This is a genomic window from Phascolarctobacterium succinatutens, assembly GCF_958453765.1.
GTDB lineage: Bacteria > Bacillota > Negativicutes > Acidaminococcales > Acidaminococcaceae > Phascolarctobacterium_A > Phascolarctobacterium_A succinatutens_B.
Genome location: NZ_CAUDZA010000001.1, coordinates 170712 through 191478, shown reverse-complemented (window position 1 = coordinate 191478; position 20767 = coordinate 170712). Strand labels below are relative to the sequence as shown.

Annotated in this window: 23 protein-coding genes and 4 tRNA genes; 17 read left to right on the top strand and 10 right to left on the bottom strand. The window is 48.9% G+C overall.

Going from position 1 to position 20767, the window contains the following annotated elements:
• Positions 1 to 228 precede the first annotated feature (228 nt).
• Both Q7Q81_RS00920 and alr read left to right on the top strand, forming a co-directional pair.
• Positions 229 to 372 (top strand): FeoB-associated Cys-rich membrane protein, encoded by a 144-nt coding sequence (locus Q7Q81_RS00920; RefSeq protein ID WP_299825796.1) that lies wholly within the window; start codon positions 229 to 231, stop codon positions 370 to 372.
• A gap of 157 nt (positions 373 to 529) precedes the next feature.
• Positions 530 to 1648 (top strand): alanine racemase, encoded by a 1119-nt coding sequence (gene alr / locus Q7Q81_RS00915; RefSeq protein WP_021720760.1) that lies wholly within the window; start codon positions 530 to 532, stop codon positions 1646 to 1648.
• A 108-nt stretch (positions 1649 to 1756) separates the two neighbouring features.
• On the opposite strand, the gene Q7Q81_RS00910 is transcribed toward alr, so the two are convergent.
• From Q7Q81_RS00910 to thiS, 6 genes are all read right to left on the bottom strand, one after another.
• Entirely contained in the window at positions 1757 to 2284 is a 528-nt protein-coding gene (locus tag Q7Q81_RS00910) for an inorganic diphosphatase (protein ID WP_040564460.1), read from the bottom strand.
• Between the two features lie 141 nt (positions 2285 to 2425).
• Positions 2426 to 3004: a thiamine phosphate synthase gene (locus tag Q7Q81_RS00905; RefSeq protein WP_304272943.1), complete on the bottom strand. Its 579-nt coding sequence runs from the start codon at positions 3002 to 3004 to the stop codon at positions 2426 to 2428.
• Positions 2997 to 4214: a 2-iminoacetate synthase ThiH gene (thiH, locus tag Q7Q81_RS00900; protein ID WP_304272940.1), complete on the bottom strand. Its 1218-nt coding sequence runs from the start codon at positions 4212 to 4214 to the stop codon at positions 2997 to 2999. Before thiH ends, Q7Q81_RS00905 begins: the two co-directional genes overlap by 8 nt.
• Positions 4215 to 4223: 9 nt before the next feature.
• Positions 4224 to 4991: a thiazole synthase gene (locus Q7Q81_RS00895; protein ID WP_304272938.1), complete on the bottom strand. Its 768-nt coding sequence runs from the start codon at positions 4989 to 4991 to the stop codon at positions 4224 to 4226.
• 1 nt (position 4992) lies between these two features.
• On the bottom strand, positions 4993 to 5622 hold the full coding sequence (gene thiF / locus Q7Q81_RS00890; RefSeq protein WP_304272935.1) for a sulfur carrier protein ThiS adenylyltransferase ThiF: 630 nt from the start codon (positions 5620 to 5622) through the stop codon (positions 4993 to 4995).
• A complete protein-coding gene (thiS, locus tag Q7Q81_RS00885; protein ID WP_210685095.1) occupies positions 5623 to 5817 on the bottom strand; it encodes a sulfur carrier protein ThiS in 195 nt (64 codons plus the stop codon). It lies immediately after the preceding gene.
• Between the two features lie 242 nt (positions 5818 to 6059).
• Between thiS and Q7Q81_RS00880 the strand changes: the two genes are divergently transcribed.
• Positions 6060 to 6407, top strand: coding sequence for a cupin domain-containing protein (locus tag Q7Q81_RS00880; RefSeq protein ID WP_304272932.1), 348 nt, complete (start codon positions 6060 to 6062; stop codon positions 6405 to 6407).
• A 64-nt stretch (positions 6408 to 6471) separates the two neighbouring features.
• Here the strand turns inward: Q7Q81_RS00880 and Q7Q81_RS00875 are convergent, their stop codons facing one another.
• The 4 genes from Q7Q81_RS00875 to Q7Q81_RS00860 all read right to left on the bottom strand — a co-directional run bounded on the left by Q7Q81_RS00875 (position 6472) and on the right by Q7Q81_RS00860 (position 9708).
• Entirely contained in the window at positions 6472 to 8064 is a 1593-nt protein-coding gene (locus Q7Q81_RS00875; protein WP_304272929.1) for a helicase HerA-like domain-containing protein, read from the bottom strand.
• A 28-nt stretch (positions 8065 to 8092) separates the two neighbouring features.
• A complete protein-coding gene (locus Q7Q81_RS00870) occupies positions 8093 to 8323 on the bottom strand; it encodes a hypothetical protein (protein WP_299824688.1) in 231 nt (76 codons plus the stop codon).
• Between the two features lie 9 nt (positions 8324 to 8332).
• Positions 8333 to 9283: a magnesium transporter CorA family protein gene (locus tag Q7Q81_RS00865; RefSeq protein WP_021720430.1), complete on the bottom strand. Its 951-nt coding sequence runs from the start codon at positions 9281 to 9283 to the stop codon at positions 8333 to 8335.
• Between the two features lie 185 nt (positions 9284 to 9468).
• Positions 9469 to 9708, bottom strand: a complete 240-nt coding sequence (locus Q7Q81_RS00860; RefSeq protein WP_304272927.1) for a TIGR03905 family TSCPD domain-containing protein — start codon at positions 9706 to 9708, stop codon at positions 9469 to 9471.
• Positions 9709 to 9983: 275 nt separating this feature from the next.
• On the opposite strand from Q7Q81_RS00860, the gene Q7Q81_RS00855 reads away from it, so the two are divergent.
• From Q7Q81_RS00855 to Q7Q81_RS00790, 14 genes are all read left to right on the top strand, one after another.
• Positions 9984 to 11426 carry a sodium:solute symporter family protein gene (locus tag Q7Q81_RS00855; RefSeq protein WP_304269403.1) on the top strand — a complete coding sequence of 481 codons (1443 nt, stop codon included), beginning with the start codon at positions 9984 to 9986 and terminating at the stop codon, positions 11424 to 11426.
• Positions 11427 to 11475: 49 nt separating this feature from the next.
• On the top strand, positions 11476 to 11916 hold the full coding sequence (locus Q7Q81_RS00850; protein WP_304242747.1) for a HutP family protein: 441 nt from the start codon (positions 11476 to 11478) through the stop codon (positions 11914 to 11916).
• A gap of 9 nt (positions 11917 to 11925) precedes the next feature.
• Positions 11926 to 12591: an L-serine ammonia-lyase, iron-sulfur-dependent subunit beta gene (sdaAB, locus tag Q7Q81_RS00845; protein ID WP_304272923.1), complete on the top strand. Its 666-nt coding sequence runs from the start codon at positions 11926 to 11928 to the stop codon at positions 12589 to 12591.
• A 10-nt stretch (positions 12592 to 12601) separates the two neighbouring features.
• Positions 12602 to 13489: an L-serine ammonia-lyase, iron-sulfur-dependent, subunit alpha gene (gene sdaAA, locus Q7Q81_RS00840; RefSeq protein WP_303679137.1), complete on the top strand. Its 888-nt coding sequence runs from the start codon at positions 12602 to 12604 to the stop codon at positions 13487 to 13489.
• 25 nt (positions 13490 to 13514) lie between these two features.
• On the top strand, positions 13515 to 13889 hold the full coding sequence (locus Q7Q81_RS00835) for a RidA family protein (RefSeq protein WP_021720424.1): 375 nt from the start codon (positions 13515 to 13517) through the stop codon (positions 13887 to 13889).
• A gap of 143 nt (positions 13890 to 14032) precedes the next feature.
• Positions 14033 to 14108: transfer RNA gene (locus Q7Q81_RS00830), tRNA-His, on the top strand.
• Positions 14109 to 14150: 42 nt separating this feature from the next.
• Positions 14151 to 14226 (top strand) — tRNA-Gln (locus tag Q7Q81_RS00825).
• 2 nt (positions 14227 to 14228) lie between these two features.
• A tRNA-Lys gene (locus Q7Q81_RS00820) sits at positions 14229 to 14304 on the top strand.
• A 92-nt stretch (positions 14305 to 14396) separates the two neighbouring features.
• A tRNA-Leu gene (locus Q7Q81_RS00815) sits at positions 14397 to 14481 on the top strand.
• Positions 14482 to 14801: 320 nt separating this feature from the next.
• A complete protein-coding gene (gene ilvN, locus Q7Q81_RS00810) occupies positions 14802 to 15341 on the top strand; it encodes an acetolactate synthase small subunit (RefSeq protein ID WP_021720421.1) in 540 nt (179 codons plus the stop codon).
• A 29-nt stretch (positions 15342 to 15370) separates the two neighbouring features.
• Positions 15371 to 17032, top strand: a complete 1662-nt coding sequence (gene ilvB / locus Q7Q81_RS00805; RefSeq protein WP_304272920.1) for a biosynthetic-type acetolactate synthase large subunit — start codon at positions 15371 to 15373, stop codon at positions 17030 to 17032.
• Positions 17033 to 17155: 123 nt separating this feature from the next.
• The gene (locus Q7Q81_RS00800; RefSeq protein ID WP_304272917.1) at positions 17156 to 18604 is read left to right on the top strand and encodes an aminotransferase class I/II-fold pyridoxal phosphate-dependent enzyme; all 1449 of its coding nucleotides are present in this window, start codon (positions 17156 to 17158) and stop codon (positions 18602 to 18604) included.
• 13 nt (positions 18605 to 18617) lie between these two features.
• Positions 18618 to 19472, top strand: a complete 855-nt coding sequence (speE, locus tag Q7Q81_RS00795; protein ID WP_009144908.1) for a polyamine aminopropyltransferase — start codon at positions 18618 to 18620, stop codon at positions 19470 to 19472.
• A 35-nt stretch (positions 19473 to 19507) separates the two neighbouring features.
• A complete protein-coding gene (locus Q7Q81_RS00790; RefSeq protein WP_304272914.1) occupies positions 19508 to 20767 on the top strand; it encodes a saccharopine dehydrogenase family protein in 1260 nt (419 codons plus the stop codon).

Genomic DNA, 20767 nt, shown 5'->3' with positions numbered 1-20767 from the left:
TGTAGTATACCACCGTGATTTTAGCAATAGGGAAAACGCTTTTGCTATAGGAATATACGGTGAGTTAAATAAAATGTTGCAAGCAGTATATTGTTCCTCTCAGAAAAATTTTTCGTGTCACTCTTTCACAAAGAATTCATTTGTCAAAAGTATTGTTTTGATTTACACTATAGCTAGAATTCTTGGTTAATATGGTGAATGATGATAATTGTAAAGTGAGGCAGACTGATGGCAACATATATTATTGCGGGTTTGTTAACAATATTGGTGATTTTGGCAGTGCGCAGTTATTTTGGTAAAAAGTATCGCGGCGGGTGCAACGGCTGTTCCGGCTGTCCGCATGCTAAAAACTGTACCTCGATAAAAAAATAAAATGTTGACAAAATCCCTTGTTGGTTATATGCTAATATTAGAGTTTTGTAAAATATGAATGTATGCTATACAAAATTCTTGGGTAAGTTTGATGCCGCGGCAACGATGCTTTGCCTGCGGCTTATTTTATGGACGATAAGCTTAGGAGGATGCCATTGTGCATATTCAACGTGGTGCGTGGGCAGAAATAAATTTAGATGCAGTTGCACATAACGTGCAGATGGCTAAGGCCAATCTGAAGCCGACAACCAAATTATGTGCTGTCGTCAAGGCAGATGCCTATGGTCATGGCGCTGTGCGCGTAGCGCAGGAAGCAGCGCGTAACGGTGCAGACTTTTTTGCGGTAGCTCTCCTGCAGGAGGGCGTGAAGCTGCGAGAGGCCGGTATTGAAACACCAATTCTGGTGCTTGGCTCAATGCTGCCGGAGGTTGCGGAAATCTGCGTGCGCTATGATATCAGCCATGCAGTATTTGATGAAGAACGCTTATATGCTTTGAATGCGGCGGCTTTGAAGCTGCATACGAAGGCTAAAATACATATTAAGATTGATACAGGTATGCACCGTATCGGTGTGCATGTGCGTGATGCCGGCAGGTTTGCCAAGCTGGCAGCGTCCTTGCCCGGTATTTATATTGAGGGCGTATTCAGTCACTTTGCGACTGCCGACGCTGATGATAAGCAGTATGCTGCCTATCAGTTTGAACGCTTTCAGGAGGCGCTGCGCCTGATTGAAGCGGAGGGAGTGCATATTCCTATACGTCATATCGCCAACAGTGCTGCGCTGACGGAGCTGCAGGAATATCAGCTGGATATGGTGCGTCAGGGAATTACCCTGTATGGCCTGCACCCGGCGCATATGATTGACTGCTACAAGGATTTTGAGCCTGTTATGACTGTGAAGACGCAGGTTGCTTTTGTGAAAACACTGCCGCCCGGTGAAACCATCGGCTATGGCAGAACCTATACATTGACGAGACCCAGTGTTATCGCTACTGTGCCTATCGGTTATGCCGATGGCGTAAGCCGCCGCTTGTCTAACCGCGGGTATATGCTGGTTAACGGCATGAAGGCGCCGATTATCGGACGCGTGTGCATGGACCAGACGATGCTGGACGTGACGGATATTCCGGACGTTAAGCTGGGCAGTGAGGTTATCGTGTTTGGCGGCCGTGAGCTGCCAATGGAGCTGGTTGCGGAATGGGCGGATACTATCTGCTATGAAATTATCTGCGACGTGAGCCCGCGTGTGCCGCGCGAGTATGTACGCGGCAACTAAAAAGAAGCATTGGCGTGAGCCGCTGCTTCTTAACTAAATACGCTTTCCCTTATTTTATGGCTGCTGGACGCATTTGCGAAAGGCAGTCCTTTTTTATGCTTTTAATTTTCAGCAAAAGGTATCTTTATAGCGCTGTTGGCACTGCTTGATAATTTCCTTTGCTTTGTCTACGTCATGCGCCTCTTCAAGAGCGGTGCTTTTGCCTTCAAGTGATTTATACACGCTGAAGAAGTGAATCATTTCATCGCTGATATGCTGCGGCAGCTCGCTGATGGATTTGTAGGAATTATACATCGGGTCGCCGAAGGGGATCGCAATGATTTTTTCGTCCATATCACCACTGTCCTCCATGATGATAACGCCGATGGGGTAGCAGCGCATCAAGGTCATCGGTACAACGTTTTCGGAGCATAAAACCAATACGTCCAGCGGGTCGTTATCTGCTGCATAGGTACGGGGAATAAAGCCGTAGTTTGCAGGATAGTGAGTTGCGGTGTACAGGATGCGGTCCATTTTGAGCAGGCCGGTTTCCTTGTCCAGCTCGTACTTTACCTTGCAGCCTTTGGGAATTTCGATAACTGCAATAAAATCGTCAGGAGAGATACGTTTGGGGTCAATGTCATGCCAGATATTCATAGTCATTTCGTGTTTGCCTCCTCTTGTGTTTTGGGACAGAAATAAATATGTTGCTTACAAATTCCTCTCTTAATCATAGATGTTATGGAGGCCGATGTCAAATTTTGCAGGATGATTTTGCACAACTTTTACCAAGCATTATTATATCCTCATATAAGCACTCATTACGCACGCTCCGCGTGCTCCATTAGCTTGAAGTTCGGCGTGCTGCGAAGCATCGAAACTGATGCCGCCGATAGCGTAAACCGGCAAGTTTACAGTGCTGCAGACAGCCCGCAGAAAGCCAAGTCCGCGCGGTGCAAGACCTGCCTTGCACTGAGTAGTGTAGATGTGCCCGGCGATAAGCATGGTGGCGCCTAACGCCTGCGCTTCCTGCGCTTCACCTACGCTGTGAACGGAGGTGGAGAGCCAGGTGAAATACGCACGCTCGTACTCCGATATTTGTCGCAGAAGTGCCAGCGGCAGATGCAGCATGCTTATGCCAAGCTCGCGTGCCAGCTGCCAATCGCTGTGCAAAATGAGCGGTATACCTGCAGCTTCGCAGCTTTGCTGTGCTTGCAGCGCAAGCGTGCAATAGGCTGCTTTATCTAAAGACTTCGCACGCAGGATGACAGCCTGCGGACGCAGCTCCGTCAGCTTTGTCAGACGCTCTATTTGCTCAGCTAGCGGACGGGGACAGCTGGCGCTGTCCGTAACGGCAATCAGCGGCAGCTCAGACATAAACGTACTCCGACATTACAGGCTGCAGGCCGATTTTCAGCAGGGCATCGTAGATTTCCTGCAGGCTTCTGCTGTCATCAATCTCAAACTGCTCGTCACCAAGCTCCTGCTTTTTACTGTGCGCACCGATGCCTGTGTTGACGCCGGCGGAAATCTTGTTGGCGGCAATGAGCATCAGGTTATCACGTACGCGCGCGCATTCGCGGCTGGAAACGGTAATCGAGGCGAAGGGCATGAACAGGCGGTAGGCACAGACAACCTGCAGCAGCTGACGTTCGTGCACGTCCATCGGTTTAATCTTGTCATTGTTGATGATGGGGCGCAGGCGGGGGCAGGAGAAGGCGATTTCCGCATGCGGATATTTCTTTTGCAGCAGGTAGGCATGCAGGCCGGTAGCGATGGCGTCGCGACGGAAGTCGTCGAGGCCGAGCAGAGCGGCGAAGCCGACGCCACGCATCTTGCCGCGCAGTGCACGCTCCTGTGCGTAAAAGCGGTATGGGAAGATGCGCTTATGACCTGCCAGATGCAGTTGTGCGTATTTATCCTTGTTATATGTTTCCTGGAAAACAGTTACGTAATCCACGCCGCATTCATGCAGGTAAGCATATTCATCGCTGTTGAGCGGATAAATCTCTACGCCGACAACCTTAAAGTATTGGCGGGCTTGCTTGCAGGCTTCACCGATGTAATGCACGTCGCTCATCTTGCGGCTTTCGCCGGTAAGAATAAGGATTTCCTGCTGGCCGGTGGCGGCGATGGCCTGCATTTCGGCAGCAATCTGCTCGCTGCTCAGGCAGGCGCGCTGAATTTTATTGTGACTGTTGAAGCCGCAGTAGATGCAGTAGTTTTCGCAGTAGTTGGCAATGTACAGCGGGGTGAAAAAGGTAACGTTATTGCCGAAGTAACGCTGGCGCTCAATTTGTGCGGCGTGGGCAATTTCCTCTAAAAGAGGCAGAGCAGCAGGCGAAAGCAGGGCCGCGAAGTCATCGGGCGTACGCTCGCTGTGAGCGAGGGCTGCAAGCACGTCTGCTTCAGTGTATTGGTTGTAATCGTAAGTAGCACGGGCAGTCTGCACCTTGTCAAAAATATCGGAGTCGATAATTTCCATGCCTTCCTGATACTGCATCGGATCGGTCAGCTGTTTTTCGCTGAAGGCTGCTGCCTGCTCATCATAAATACTGTTGTTAAAAAATTTATCTTCGTTCTTCATGCTGTCACCTCAATCATGCAAAAAGCCTGTCAGCGGGGAGCTGGCGCAGGCTGCATCACGGACACTGCCGCAGCCTGCAAGATAAGCCTTGCGGCCGGCGTTGATGGCATCGCGGAAGGCACTGGCCATGAGCGGCAGGTTGCCGGCGCTGGCAATCGCGGTGTTCGCCATGATAGCCGCTGCGCCCATTTCCATAGCTTCGCAGGCCTGTGACGGTTTGCCGATGCCTGCGTCGACAATAATCGGCAGGTAGATTTCGTTGATTAAGATTTGGATAAAGTCCTTGGTGCAAAGGCCCTTGTTGCTGCCAATCGGTGCACCCAGCGGCATGATGCAGGCAGCACCGGCGTCACGCATGTCACGTGCACTTTGCAGATCAGGGTACATATAGGGCATAACGATGAAGCCTTCTTTGGCAAGAATTTCTGTTGCCTTGAGGGTTTCATGGTTGTCGGGAAGCAGGTATTTGCTGTCTTTGATTACTTCGATTTTTACAAAGTCGGTGTGGCAAAGCTCGCGTGCGAGGCGGGCGATGCGCACTGCTTCTTCGGCGTTGCGTGCACCACTGGTGTTGGGCAGCAAGGTGACGTTTTCCGGCACGTAATCAAGAATGTTGGCAAGAGCGCCGCTGTTGGCGCGGCGCAGAGCGAGCGTAAGGATTTCCGCACCGGCCTGCTCTACGGCTGCTTTGATTAAGTCCAGCGAATATTTGCCGCTGCCTAAAATAAAACGGGAATGAAATTCGTGTCCGCCTAAAGTCCATGTATCGTTAGTCATTTTAATTCTCCTCCAAGTTTAAAATAATGCGTGCAGCAAGCAGTGCCTGCTGCATGGCGCAGAGCGCGACGCGCGCACCGCAGAGCGGTAAATCGTGAAAATCGCTGCTGCCGTCGCCGCAAAGATAAAGATTTTTTGTGATTTTTTTACTGGTGATTTCTTCTGCTTTGCCGAAGCCTGCAATGCCGCTGCCGGCGATAACCTTTTTATCGCTCCAGGTACTCAATACAGTGCTCACGAGCATAGCCTTGCCGGCAGCATCATCAAGCGCTTCGCAGATGATGTCACAGTCACCTAAAAGCGTGGGGATATTTTCCTGAGTTACCTTGACTACCTGCGAATGCAAAGCTGCGTAGGGGTTTATCTGGCGCAAATGCTTCACAAGGGCGTCTGCTTTGTATTGCCCTATATCATCAAGAAAATAATATTGACGGTTGAGATTGGAAAGCTCTACCTTGTCGAAATCATAAAGATAAAGCTGAGCTATGCCAAGACGTGTTAAGGCGACTGCTATATTGCTGCCGAGTCCGCCGAGGCCGACGACAGCAACGCGCGCGTTATGCAGAGCGTCAAGCTGCGCCTGTGTCAGTCCTTTGCCAAGTGCTGCGTTTATTTCCTCCTTGCTAATCATTCAGCCACCTCCTACAAAGCTGACAATTTCCAATTTATCGGCGTCGGTAATTGTTGTACTGCCAAAATCCGCCTGCTTGATGATATTGCCGTTAAGTTCTACGGCAACAAACGCAGTGCGATAGCCGAGCTGCGTAAGCAGCTCGCTGAGAGCGATGGGGCAGCCTAAGGCCTTTTCTTCTCCGTTGATAAGCATGATTTTCTCCTTTCGGGTAATAAAAAAAGCTCATGAAAAAGCTACACCCGTGGTGGTGTACCCCTTCATGAGCTAAATTTCAGACTCACTCTAAGCTTTGTTAATGAAGTTGTTAGCATAAGTATAATGTTTTTGTCAGTAAGTGTCAAGGAGATAACTTATATATGCTGGCAGAGAAATATTTGCCTGCAGCACGAAATAGGCATATAATGGAAGCAGTAAAAAAAGAGGGGGCTTTGCTTATGAAAATAACAAACAGCAAAACAGATATCTGTGCCAACCGCTTCGGTGGAAATGGTGACGTAATTATTGAACATTATCTTGACGAAAGCATGCTTAATGACAGCGTAGTAATGTACGCTAAGGTAATTCTTAAACCGGGCTGCAGCCTTGGCTATCATATCCATGACGGCAACAGTGAAACTATCGTAGTGCTGCAGGGAACTGCCGAGTACAATGATAACGGTAAGGCAATAACGCTGCACGCAGGTGACAAGGTGCACTGTCCCAGCGGTGAAGGCCATGCTATCGGTAATCCGGCAGATGCTGCCGAGGATTTGCTGCTGCAGGCTCTGGTAATCAAAAAATAATTATAGCTTTTATGTCTAAACTAAAAGGACTGACGCCTTGGCTGTGCGTCAGTCCTGAATTTTTTTATTTACCTTTAAAAAGACTTCCTAAAATACCGCGTACCAGCTTGCTGCCGATTTGGCTGCCGACTGTGCGGGTAGCGGAATTAACGGCGCTGTCAAATACCTTGTCCAACACGCTCTTGGTTTGGCGGCCGCTGCTTCTTTGAGCAGCACGTTCTGCTGCAATGCGCTCACGTTCCGCAGCTTTGGCAGCACGTTCTGCTTCCTTGGCCTGCTTAGCTTCTTCTTTTTCTCTCAGCGCTGCTTCCTTCGCTTCAGCTTCAGCCTTCGCTGCCGCTTCGGCTTCCGCATGTGCCTCTTCTGCCTTTTGTGTCAGCAGCTCGTAGGCGGATTCACGGTCAACAGCTTCTGCATATTTGCTGTAGAGCGGGCAGTCCTTAATCAGTTGCTGGCGTTTATTATCGTCGCACACGCCAAGATAGCTGCGCGGCGGCATTACATAGGCACGCTGTACGATAGAAGGAATACCTTCGGGGTCCAGCATAGAAACAAGCACCTCGCCTGTACCAAGCTCGCCTAAGGCTGCTTCGGCATCTAATGCCGGGTTTTCGCGGAAGGATTGTGCGGTAGCTTTAAGGCTCTTGCGTTCCTTGGGAGTGTAGGCGCGCAGTGCATGCTGCAGCTTGTTGCCGAGCTGTGCCAGTACACTTTCGGGTACGTCTGTAGGCTGTTGGGTGATAAAGTAAATACCGATGCCCTTGGAACGGATGAGGCGGACAATCTGTTCAATCTTATCCAAAAGGGATTGCGGTGCATCCTTAAAAATCAGATGTGCTTCGTCGAAGAAGAAGACCATCTTGGGTTTATCCAAATCGCCTGCTTCCGGCATCATTTCGTAGAGCTCGGAAAGCATCCACAGCAAGAAGGTGGAGTAGAGCAGCGGGCGTTGGAACAGTTCTGTAGCGTGCAGCAGATTGATAACGCCGCGGCCGTCTTCTGCCGTAGCAAACCAGTCCTTGATATCAAGTGCCGGTTCGCCGAAGAAAATATCCGCACCCTGATCCTCCAGACGCAGCAAAGCTCTTTGGATAGCACCGATGCTGGCGGGAGTGATATTGCCGTAGCTGGTCTTGAACTGGGCTGCGTTATCACCGACGTATTGCACCATGCTGCGCAAATCCTTGAAATCCAACAGCAGCAGGCCTTGGTCATCTGCTACGCGGAAAACAATATTCATTACACCGCTTTGAGTTTCGTTCAGCTCCAGCAGACGGCTGAGCAGATCAGGTCCCATTTCCGAAACGGTAGCGCGTACGGGAATGCCTCCCTTGCCGTAAACGTCCCAGAAGCGTACCGGATAACCGGCGAATTTCCATTCCGTTTCCAGACCCAGCTTGTTTCTTAAGCGCTTGCGGAAGCCTTCGCTGTCCTCACCGGGTAGGCACATACCGGAAACGTCGCCCTTGATATCAGCCAGAAAAACAGGTACGCCCATTTCACTGAAGCTTTCTGCCAGCACCTTGAGCGTAACGGTTTTGCCTGTACCGGTAGCACCGGCAATCAGGCCGTGACGATTTGCCATTTTGGGATACATATAGATACCGCCCTTGTCGTTTTGACAAAGCCAGATTTTATGCAGTTTAGGGATATACATCTTGCAATCCTCCTTGCGGTATTATGATTTAGTATGAACGCTTGCCCCAAAGAGGATGGGTACAGGGGCGCAGCGCAAGACGATGAACCTGCTGTGCCGCTTCTTCAAGAGGCAGGTCCTCACGGCTGCCGCCGCGTTCCAGCACGCAAAGAGGCGCTTCGCTGCCAACCTCTCCACCGGGCAGGTAAATATATTCTTCGTTATCATTGTCGCCGAAAATAATTCCGGCGAGCAGTTTTTCTTGCGTAACTTTAGACATTTTCTAACCTCAGAACATTCTCTTCTTCCACAGCAGGAAGGCAGTGCCGATGGCAATACATGCCGCCAGACTGATGACGATAAGGAAACCGAAGGGGTTTTCCGCAAAGGGGACAGGTACGTTCATGCCCCACAAACCGCTGATGAGTGTAGGAATCGCCAAAATAATGGTGACGGATGCCAAAAATTTCATGACTAGGTTCAGGTTGTTGCTGATGATGCTGGCAAAAACTTCCATCATGCTGTTAAGAATGTGGCTGTACATTTCAACCATTTCTACAGCCTGCTTATATTCGATGATAACATCGTCCAGCAAATCCTCATCTTCTTCGTATACTTTTATAAGATGCTGGGACTGCGTCGCATTACGCAGACGCAGCAATCTTTCCAGTACAATGGAATTACTGCGCAGAGAGGTGGAAAAATAGGTCAAGGACTTCTGCAGATCAAGCAGGTTGAAGAGCTCGCTGTTTTCCATGGACTGGCGCAGGTGAATTTCCAGTTCATCCGTACGGCGGATGATGATACGGATATATTTCAGATAGAGAGTAGCGGATTTATAAAGAATCTGGAACAAAAAGCGCGTTTTTTTGAAGGTGCTGAACATTTTACTGTTGTGCGTGCCAAAGTCTGCAGTTACGGCGTTAGGTTCCAAACAGATAGTGGCAATACCTTCTTCGGTTACTACGATACCTAAAGGCAGGGTGTCATAATCTTTATTGCTGCGTAAAAAAGGGATGTCGACCAAGATCAGAATCTGGTCATCTTCTACTTCAATACGCGATTTTTCTTCTTCGTCCAGTGCGGCACTCAAAAAATCCATCTGGATTTTTGTCGCTGCCGCTATTTCCTGCAGCTCTTCTACAGAAGGAGCCACTATGTCAAGCCAGTAGCCCTTTTCCAGATGTTCCAGCTCCAGCTCGTCCAGTCCTTGGTCGGTACTTTTTAAAATTTTGTACATAGTAGGGTTCCTCCTTTCCTCTTCCTTTATGTAGACGTGCGATAAAGCACCGTCTGCGTCACAACGGCTCCTAGACGTACAAGAAGTACGCCGTCGTCGCCATTGCCTAGCATCCGGCACTTTCTCCCACGCCTATATAAGTTTGGCACTGCGATAAAGCACCGTCTGCGTCGCAATAGCTGCGCTTACAGATGCTCTTCGATGGCTTTTGCTAATTGGTCGGCGCAGCTTGTGCCGCGGCCGCGGCAGTCATTGCCTTTGAGCAAATCGGCAACTGCTTTAGCGTCCTTGCCTTCTACCAGCTTGCCGATAGCAGCCAGATTTCCAGGGCAGCCGCCGTCAAAGCTTACATTGTGCAGCTTGCTGTCAACTATATCAAAATGAATCTCGCGGGAGCAGACTCCGCTAGTTTTATAAGTAAACATATTTCTTTCCTCCATTGTATCACAACATACATTAAACAATTCGACAAAAATAAATAAAATCCTTTTTCTTACGCTTGCGCAAGAAAGATTTTACGTAAATTTTATTTCAAAAATTTCCCGCTGCAGAAAAGTTTTGGCGGGAGCTTTAATTTACTAAAAAAAGTTGGTATAATATAAGACAAATTATTGTACGTTGTAGGATGGTAGCATGGTTTATATTCTTACAGCACAAGTATTATGCTTTTGTAGCATGGAAGAAAGGTAGTGTAATTTTTATGTCTATTCAGTTGGTAATTGTCGTAGTGTACATCGCGTTGCTTTTTGGCATCAGCTTGTGGGTTAAGCACAAGGCTGATTCGGGTTCAACAGCGTTTTTGCTGGCCGGACGTAAGCTGAACACGATTCTGGTAGCTGTCAATGTTACCGGTCTGGCAGTCGGTGCCGCTTCTACCGTAGGTGTAGCTCAGCGTGCTTTCAGTGTTGGTCTGGCAGCAGGCTGGTATAACGGTGCCTGGTCTATCGGTGCTATTGTTATGGGCCTTTTGGCAGCAGGTAAGCTGCGTTCCATGAAGGTTTCTACTATCCCGGAATTCTTTGAGTTCTATTATGATACTAAAGGCCGTGCCATCGCTGCGATTGGTCTGGTTATCATTATGTGCGTTATTACTGCTTTGCAGTATATGGCAGGCGGTGCGATTTTATCCTCGCTGTTGCCGGAGATTTTCTCCTTCCATGGCGGTATGATTATGAGTGCCGTGGTATTTATCGGTATCACCTTGATTGGCGGTCTTTGGTCCAGCGGTCTGGCAAATATCGTCAGCGTTACCTTGATTTATATCGGTATTATCTACTCTGCAATCCAATCTGTATCCAACGTAGGCGGTTGGGATGCAGTGCTCAGTAAGCTGCCTAACCCCGAGGTTATGGGCAGTCCGGTAGCAGGCCTGGCTTTTGCTACTATTCTTGGCTGGATTATCGTTATGATTACCCAGACTATTACTGCGCAGGGCCCTGTACAGATTGCCTGCGGTGCGAAAAATGCCAAGGCTGCCCGCAACGGTTATGTTCTGGCCGGCCTGATGATTTTCCCGGTTGGCTTCATCTGCGCTGTGTTGGGCGTTGTCTGCAAGGCTATGTATCCGGAAATGCCGGTGGCACAGGCTGCACTTGCTATGCCCAAGGTTGTTATGACTCTGGATCCTCTTGCCGGCGGTGTAACTCTGGCTGCTTTGTGGGCTGCGGATGTATCTACTGCCTGCACTATTCTGCTGGGTGCGGCTACGCTCTTCAGTAATGATATTTACAAACGCTTTATTAATCCTGCTGTTGCGGAAAATAAATTTGTCATCATCAATCGTCTGTCTGTTTTTGCTGTCGGCCTGATTACTCTGTGGTTTGCCTTCAATGCGGCAGGCATTGTTAAGACAATGATTGCCGGTTTGTCTATGACCTGCGGCCTGACCTGTGTGTTCTTCTTTACGATGTTCGCTCCCGGCCTGTGCCGTCGCAGCTCTGCTTTCTGGACTACATTGGTGAGCCTTATCGGCATCGCTCTCTGGTTTGTTCCCGGCAGCCCGCTGGCAGGCATCAAACCGCTTTTTGCCAACGAAGTAATTTACTTTGAATGGCCTATCTGCATTATTACCTTCCTGTTGGTAGCAATGCTGGATAAAAATAAAATCAAAGAGGTTGTAGAGGTTCCTGAAGAGGACGAGTAATCTTTGCGCCTGCTGATATAAAAATAGTTTTGTGAGGGGTGTGACTAACATGCATGAATGTAGTAAAAGCTGCATCAACAGCATCGAAATCGGCCGTGCTGCCTTGCGTATTGCACTTACCTCCAGTCGCATGGAGGAAACGAAGGTAAAGGAACGCTTAGCGGAGCATGGTATCCGTTCGACAGCTGTTGATTTCGGCGGTGAATTTATTCCTTCTATTGTAAAAATTGTCGAGCGCGCTGTAGTTGCCGCGCAGCGTCAGGGACTGGTAACCGAATCTCATGTAGGTGCCGGTGCTGTGGCCGGAGCGGCGCACGAAGCGTTGGAACAGGTGAAGGTTAAGGCCTTTGGCTTCAACGTCGGCGGCAAAATAGGTATTGCTCGCGCCGGAGAGCATCTTTGTGTTGCTATTTATATGGGCGTTGGCGTGCTGAATCTCAATGAGCTGTGTGTCGGACTGGCACATCGTTCGCTGGCCAGTGATGAATAGAGGTGCTTTATGAGTATTTTGGATATTATCGGACCGGTGATGATTGGTCCCTCCAGCTCGCATACTGCCGGTGCTGTTCGTCTGGGACTTTTGGCCGCCAGTATTCTTGGCTCTAAACCGGTAAAGGCAGAAATTTATCTGCATGGTTCTTTTGCCGAAACCTATAAGGGACACGGCACGGATATGGCGCTGCTTGCTGGCCTGATGGGCTGGCTGCCGGATGATGAACGCATTCCGCAGGCTGACAGCTTTGCGGAGAAAAACGGCTTGGAATATTCCTATCATAAAATTGATTTGGGCAATAAGGCTCATCCCAACACTGTGCTTTTTAAGCTGACTGCAGAAAATGGTGCCCGTTGTGATATCGTCGGTTCTTCTGTTGGCGGCGGTCAGGTACAGGTTACGGAAATTGACGGGTTCCCTGTAGAGCTTACTGGACGCCTGCCTGCTATTTTGACAGTGCATATTGATACAAGAGGTGTTATTGCGCTGGTTACCAGTACCTTGGCCAATGTCGGCGTAAATATCGCTACAATGCGCTTGTTCCGCAGCGACAAGGGCGGTATGGCATCTATGGTTATTGAATGTGATGAGGCAGTGCCGCAGGAGATTATCAATCTTATCAGTGCGCTGCAGCAGATAGAATCGGTGCGTTTTATCGCCAGTGTTTTGTAAGGGGTGCAGCATGAAAAAAGAAATGCTGTCTTTGAACAGCTGGATTAAAGAGGCTGCTGAATGGCAGCAGCCGTTAGACGAATTTCTCATAGACTACAATATGCGCGAGTTGGAATGCAGTCAGGAAGATTTACTGGCGAAGATGCAGGAAATGCTGGACGTTATGGAGAAATCAGTAGAGCATGGGTTAACCGGTGTCCGCTCGCATAGCGGTCTGACCGGCGGCGATGCCAAAAAGCTGGCTGCAGCTGCAGGCGCCGAAGGCTTTGTCAATCTTTTGGGCGAGAAGGCTTTGGATGCAGTTATCTATGCTACAGCAGTTGGTGAATGCAACGCGGCTATGGGCCGTATAGTTGCTGCTCCTACCGCAGGTGCCAGCGGCGTACTTCCGGGAGTGTTCTTCACCCTGAAAAAGCACTGCGGACTGGACGATGCAACCTTGCAGCGTGGTATGGTGGTTGCCGGCAGTATTGGTATGGTAATCAACGAGCGCGCTTCTCTGGCAGGTGCTATGGGTGGCTGTCAGGCAGAATGCGGCAGTGCTGCGGCTATGGCAGCAGGTGCTGCGGTTTCTATGCTGGGTGGCACACCGCAGCAGGTTGGTACAGCAGTAGCAGTTGTTTTTAAAAACGTGCTGGGCCTTGTCTGCGATCCTGTGGCAGGCCTGGTAGAAGTACCCTGCATTAAACGTAACGGAGCCTGTGCTTTGCAGGCGCTGTTGGCAGCAGAGCTGGCGTTGGCCGGAATCAGCAGCTTTATAAACGCTGATGAAGCAATTGATGCCATGAAGAGCGTGGGGGATGCGCTTCCCTGTGCTTTGAAGGAAACCGCAGGCGGCGGTATGGCCGCAACGCCTTCGGCTATAGAGTGGGCGAAAAAATACTTTGCCCGTAAATAAAAAAGTAGCAAAGGAGACTTTAATCATGGAAGTTATTGCAACAACAAATGCACCCAAAGCTTTAGGTCCTTATTCTCAAGCTGTATTAGCAGGTTCTATTCTGTTTGTATCCGGTCAGATTGCTATCAATCCGGAAACAGGTGAAATGGTTCAAAGCTCTATCGAAGCTGAAACTCAGCAGGTTTTAGACAATATTGAGGCTATCCTGACGGAAGCACGCTTCAGATTCATGGATGTTGTAAAAACTACTATTTTTGTAGATGACATCAAGAATTTTGATGCTATTAATGCTGTTTATGCAAAAACCTTTAAGATTGAGCCGCCGGCACGCTCATTTGTACAGGTAGCAGCTCTGCCTAAAGGCGCTCATGTAGAAATTGAAGTTATTGCCCGCCGCTGATTAACTGCTGCGAAGCAATTTTTGACTATGTCCGGTGATTGCCGTAAAATTTTTTATAAAAATTAAATTTTCCTATTGACGCAGTGCCGGGAATATAGTATAATACTATTCGTCGCCAAGCTATTCAGCTTGGAAACAAGATGGTGGCTGTGGTGAAGTGGTTAACACGGCGGATTGTGGCTCCGTTACGCGTGGGTTCGACTCCCACCAGTCACCCCACCTTTTCAGATTTGGATGAATCTGAATAACCACTAATAAGCTTGGGGCGTAGCCAAGTCGGTAAGGCACGGGACTTTGACTCCCGCATGCGTTGGTTCGAGTCCAGCCGCCCCAGCCAATGATCCACTAGCTCAGTTGGTAGAGCACCTGACTTTTAATCAGGGTGTCCCGAGTTCGAGTCTCGGGTGGATCACCACGAATTTAAGGCCGTTCTTCGAAAGAAGGACGGCTTTTTGTTTACATGGACAGTTGCCATAGATGTTCTTGTTATGATATAATATTTTATATGCGAGTGTGGCGGAACTGGCAGACGCACTAGACTTAGGATCTAGCGCCTTTCGGCGTGCAGGTTCGATTCCTGTCACTCGCACCAACCTTATAAATCAGGCTCACGTGGAATGGTCACGTGAGCTTTTTGATTATATGCTTCAACTGTTAAACAAAAGAATGCTGTTGGAGGTTTTACTGCTCACGTAGCAATAGCTGCGTGAGCTTTTTTGTACACTGAAATCTGTAATAGTGTTTACACTAATAAGCTGCAATCGAAAAATAATTTACAAATATTACACTTTCTGTTGACAAAAAAACTGCTTGCTGAAATAATAAAAAAACACTGATTAGATGATGCCGGCAAGCCTGACAGATTTGTAAGAGCATCAGAACTGTAGACATGTTATTGCAGGAGGGAAAGATATGGAGCAGATTTTATCGATTGTTGTACGTAATCAGCCTGGCGTACTGATGCGTGTAGCAGGCATGTTTTCACGTCGTGGCTTCAATATTGACAGCTTGGCTGTAGGCACGACGCAAAATCCGGAGTTCTCACGTATGACAGTGACGATGGAGGCTGACGAGCCGACCATTATCCAGGTTACCAAACAGCTGGCGAAGCTGGTTGAGGTAGAACGTGTCAAGGTACTGCCTCCTAAATCCAGTGCTACCCGCAGCATGATTCTGGTTAAGGTAAAGGCCGGAAATAAGCGTCCGGAGCTGTTGCAGCTGGCGGAAGTGTTCCGTGCGCATGCTGTGGATGTAACCGGTGAGTCACTGATATTTGTTGCTACAGGTGATGAAGGAAAGCTGCGGGCTTTTGTTGATGTCATGCGCCCGTACGGCGTAACCGAAATGGTACAGACCGGCCTTGTTGCTTTAGAGCGCGGTGATACGTCGCTGGCTGTGGAGAAATCACGTTTTGAATGGCCGCCGCTGGATGATGGTCATGCGGCAATATAAGAGATAGATTTGCGGAAGGAAGTGAGCGTATGCAGTTAAGCGGCGCAGAGATTATGTGCAGAATACTGGCAGAAGAAGGGGTAACAACGGTTTTCGGATATCCCGGGGGTGCGATTCTCCCTTTTTATGATGCATTACGGCAAAGTCCGATACAACATATATTAACGGCGCATGAGCAGGGTGCTGCGCATGCGGCAGACGGCTTTGCGCGTGCTTCAGGTAAGGTGGGCGTGTGTATAGCTACATCAGGTCCCGGTGCAACCAACCTGGTCACAGGCCTGGCAACGGCATTTTTGGATTCCGTACCGGTGGTGGCCGTTACAGGTCAGGTAAACAGGGCGCTTATCGGCCATGACGCGTTCCAGGAGGTAGATATCACCGGTATTACAATGCCTATTACCAAGCATAATTTTTTAGTTAAAAAGCCGGAAAACCTGGCGCAGACATTGCGACTTGCCTTCCAGCTGGCGCGTGAAGGACGCCCGGGACCGGTGTTGGTAGACGTGCCGCGCGATGTGCAGACGGCGCTGATAGATTTTGAGGAAGCCAGTCTGGCGGAGCTGCAGCCGTTGGAGCCTGATGCTGAGCGTGTGGCAGCGGCCGCAGCGGCTATCAACAAGGCACAGCGCCCGGTAATGCTGGTCGGCGGTGGCGTTATCAATGCCAATGCAGAATATGATGCCATGCATTTGTGTGAAAAGCTGCATATTCCGGTTGTCAGCACGTTGATGGGGCTTGGTGCGATTAGTGCCTACCGACAGCTGTTTTTGGGAATGACAGGCCTGCATGGACATGAACGTGCCAATAATGCCGTTAAGGAAGCTGACCTGATTTTGGCTGTCGGCAGCCGCTTTAATGACCGCGTTACGGGCGAGCGCAGCAGCTATAGTGCCAACAAGCTTATTATCCATTTGGATATTGACCCTGCTGAGGTAGATAAAAATATTGATTCGGGCATAGGCATCACTGGAGATATGGTGGCAACGCTGAATGCGTTGAAAAAGGCAGCGCAGCCGCACGATTTGAGCTCGTGGTGGGACAAAATAAACTCCTGGCCGGGGATGGACGATGATTTTGGAAACGAGGAGGCGCCCAAGTTTTTTAAAGCATTGAATCCGGTGCTCAAGGACAAGGATTATATTATTACTACGGACGTAGGCCAGCATCAGATGTGGGCAGCGCAGCATTTGAAGATACAGTTTGCCCGCCAGTGGCTGACAAGCGGCGGATTGGGAACGATGGGATTCGGTCTGCCTGCTGCGTTAGGCGCACAGATGGCGCGTCCGCAGAGCCGTGTCATCAGTATAAGCGGTGACGGCGGCTTTAAGATGACAGGCAGCGAGCTTTTTACTATTGCAAGCAATAATGTGCCTGTTATCGCTATAGTGTTCAATAACAGCGGACTGGGAATGATACGCCAGCTGCAGACGGTGCAGTTTGCCAAACGCTTTACGGCCTGCGAGCTGCCGGGCTATGTTGACTTTGTAAAATATGCTGCTGCCTTCGGAATTGAAGGTGAGCATGCGGATACGCCGGAGGCTTTGGCTCAGGCAGTGGCCAAGGCGTGGGAATGCAGGAAGCCTTATCTTATAGAGGTTTGCGTTAATCCTAAAAATATGGTGCTCCCGATGGTAGCTCCGGGACTGGGAATTAATGATTTTGTAAAATTCGCTAACGATGAGATAAACTGAATTGGCTAAGATTTTGCTTAGTTACTCTTAAAACTCTTGCTGAAACAGGTTAAAAATGTTACGATAAAGGGACAGAAGAAAATATCATCTGTCCTTTTATTTTTTTATGCTTTGGAGAAGAAAATGGGAAATTTATCACAAACTTCTGCTCCGGTGTACGAGGCACTGGAGCGTTTTCGTAAAAAACGCGTTGTACCATTTGATGTACCAGGTCATAAGCGCGGTCGTGGCAACCCGGAGCTTCGCGAGCTGCTGGGAGAAAAATGCGTAAACCTGGATGTCAACTCTATGAAGCCTCTTGATAATCTCTGCCACCCTGTTTCGGTAATCCGTGACGCAGAGGAGCTGGCAGCAGAGGCTTTCGGTGCGGCACACGCATTCTTTATGGTAGGGGGTACGACCTCGTCCGTGCAAAGCATGGTGTTGTCCTCTTGTAAGGCAGGCGATAAAATTATCCTGCCGCGCAATGTACACAAAAGTGTGATTAACGCGCTCGTACTTAATGGCGCGATTCCGGTTTATATCAATCCGCAGGTTGACAGTAAGCTGGGAATTTCTCTGGGGATGGAGATCGGCGAGGTAGCTAAGGCGATTAAGGCAAATCCCGATGCTACGGCAGTGCTCGTAAACAATCCTACTTATTATGGTATCTGTTCGGATTTGCGTTCTATCGTCAAGCTGGCGCATGAGCATAACATGCTCTGCCTGGTAGACGAGGCGCACGGTACACATTTTTATTTCGGAAAAAATATGCCTGTTAATGCGATGGCGGCCGGTGCTGACATGGCATCTGTTTCCATGCACAAATCAGGCGGCAGCCTGACGCAGAGCAGCCTTTTGCTGACGGGCCCGAATGTTAACTGGGAGTATGTAAGCCAGATTATTAATCTGACGCAGACTACCAGTGCTTCGTATCTTCTGCTTTCCAGCCTGGATATTTCACGCCGTAACCTGTATATGCGCGGCGAGGAATCCTTCGGCAAGGTGCAGGAGATGGCGGAGTATGCCCGCGAGGAAATTAATTCTATCGGCGGCTTTTATGCTTACGGACGCGAGCTGAAAAACGGCAGTAGTATTTATGATTTTGATGTTACCAAGCTTTCGGTCTATACGCGTGATATTGGTCTTGCAGGCATCGAGGTTTATGATTTGCTGCGCGATGAATATGATATCCAGATTGAGTTCGGTGATATCGCCAATATTCTTGCTTATATTTCTATCGGTGATCGTATTCAGGATATTGAACGTCTTGTAGGTGCTTTGGCGGATATCAAGCGCCTGTATTCCAAGGACCCGTCGCAAATGCTCAATACCGAATATATCGCGCCTAAGGTTGTTGTTTCGCCGCAGAAGGCTTTTTATGCCAAGGACGAATCTTTGCCTATACGCGAAACTGCGGGACGCATCTGCAGTGAGTTTGTAATGTGCTACCCGCCGGGAATTCCTATTTTGGCGCCGGGTGAGGTTATTACCAAGGATATTATCGATTATATTATTTACGCTAAGGAAAAGGGTTGCTCAATGCAGGGACCTGAGGATCCGGATGTTAATAATATCAATGTATTAGTATAAAGGACGTGATTAAATGGAGCTATGGTTTTCTGACTATCATACAGAAGATGTGAAGCTGGATATCAAAATCGAAAAGCAGCTTTTCGGTGCGGATACGGATTTCCAAAGAATAGACGTTTTTGAATCTAAGGAATTCGGCCGCTTTATCAGCTGTGACGGTACCATAGTCTTTTCAGAAAAGGACGAATTTGTTTATGACGAAATGATTGTTCATGTGCCTATGGCAGTGCATCCGCATGTGCGCAAGGTACTGGTAATCGGCGGCGGCGACGGCGGTGTAGCGCGCGAGCTGACGCATTATGATGAAATAGAGGAAATCGACGTAGTAGAAACGGACCATGTTTTTATCGATGTCTGCCGTGACTATTTTCCGGATAACGCCTGCGGTCTTGATGACCCGCGCGTAACTGTTTTCAACGCTAACGGTCTGCGCTTTTTGCGTACCAAGGTTGATGAATACGATCTGATTATCAGCGATGCTATCGATCCCTTAGGTCATGCAGCGGGCCTGTTTACCAAGGAATTCTACGGTAACTGCTTCCGTGCGCTCAAAGAGGACGGCATCATGGTTTATCAGCATGGCAGTCCCTTCTACGATGAGGACGAGGAAACCTGCCGCGCCATGCACCGCAAGGCCAGCCACAGCTTTCCCATCAGCCGTGTATATCAGGCGCACATTCCGACCTGTCCTTCCGGCTACTGGCTGTTTGGCTTCGCTTCTAAGAAATATCATCCGCTGAAGGATTTTGATGCCAAGAAGTGGCTGGAGCGTGGTATTAAAACATGGTATTATTCCGAGCATCTGCATAAGGGAGCGTTTATGCTGCCTAAGTATGTTGAAGATATGCTTGAGGAAGAAGAGAGATAATTTATTTAATTTATGAACAGGAGATGATTTGAATTATGAGTAAATTATTAGTAATCGGCTGCGGCGGTGTTGCCGGCGTAGCTATCGCAAAATGCTGCCAAAACAGTAATGTTTTCACCGAGCTGTGTATTGCCAGCCGTACGAAGTCCAAATGTGACGCAGTTAAAGAAAAGCTGCAGCCCACGACCTCTACTGTGATTACTACAGCACAGGTTGACGCTGACAGCAAGGAACAGCTTGTACAGCTGATTAAGGCTTACCAGCCAGACGCAGTGCTAAATGTTGCTCTGCCTTATCAGGACCTGACTATTATGGATGCCTGCCTGGAATGCAAGGTTGATTACATCGATACCGCTAACTATGAGCCGGAAAACATTGACGATCCTGCATGGCGTGCAGTTTATGACAAGCGCTGCAAGGAAGAGGGCTTCTCTGCTTACTTCGATTATTCCTGGCAATGGGCTTATAAAGAAAAATTTGAGCAGGCCGGCATCATGGCTCTGCTCGGCACCGGCTTTGACCCCGGTGTTACCAGTGTATTCTCTGCTTATGCACTGAAGCATTATTTTGATGAAATCGAAACTATTGATATTCTGGACTGCAACGGCGGCGATCACGGTTATCCGTTTGCTACCAACTTCAACCCCGAAATTAATCTGCGTGAGGTTTCTGCTCCCGGCTCCTATTGGGAAAACGGCCATTGGGTAGAAATCCCGGCTATGGCTATTAAACGCGAGTATGATTTCCCTGAGGTTGGCATGAAGGATATGTATCTGCTGCACCATGAGGAAATTGAATCTCTGGCGAAGAATATCCCCGGAGTAAAACGCATCCGCTTCTTCATGACCTTCGGCCAAAGCTATCTGACACATATGAAGTGCCTGGAGAACGTTGGCATGCTGTCCACCAAGCCGATTAACTATGAAGGCAAGGAAATCGTTCCTATTCAGTTCCTTAAAGCGCTGCTGCCGGATCCTGCTTCCCTCGGTCCTCGCACCGTAGGCAAAACCAACATCGGCTGTATCTTCACCGGTACCAAAGATGGCAAGAAAAAGACCATTTATATTTATAATATCTGCGACCATCAGGAATGCTACAAAGAGGTCGGCTCTCAGGCTATCAGCTACACCACCGGCGTTCCTGCAATGATCGGTACTGCTCTGGTTATTACTAAGCAATGGCAGGGCAAAGGCGTATTCAATGTGGAAGAATTCGATCCGGATCCGTACATGGATATGCTGAATAAGTTCGGCCTGCCTTGGGTTGTTGACGAAAACCCGGCTACGGTAGAATAA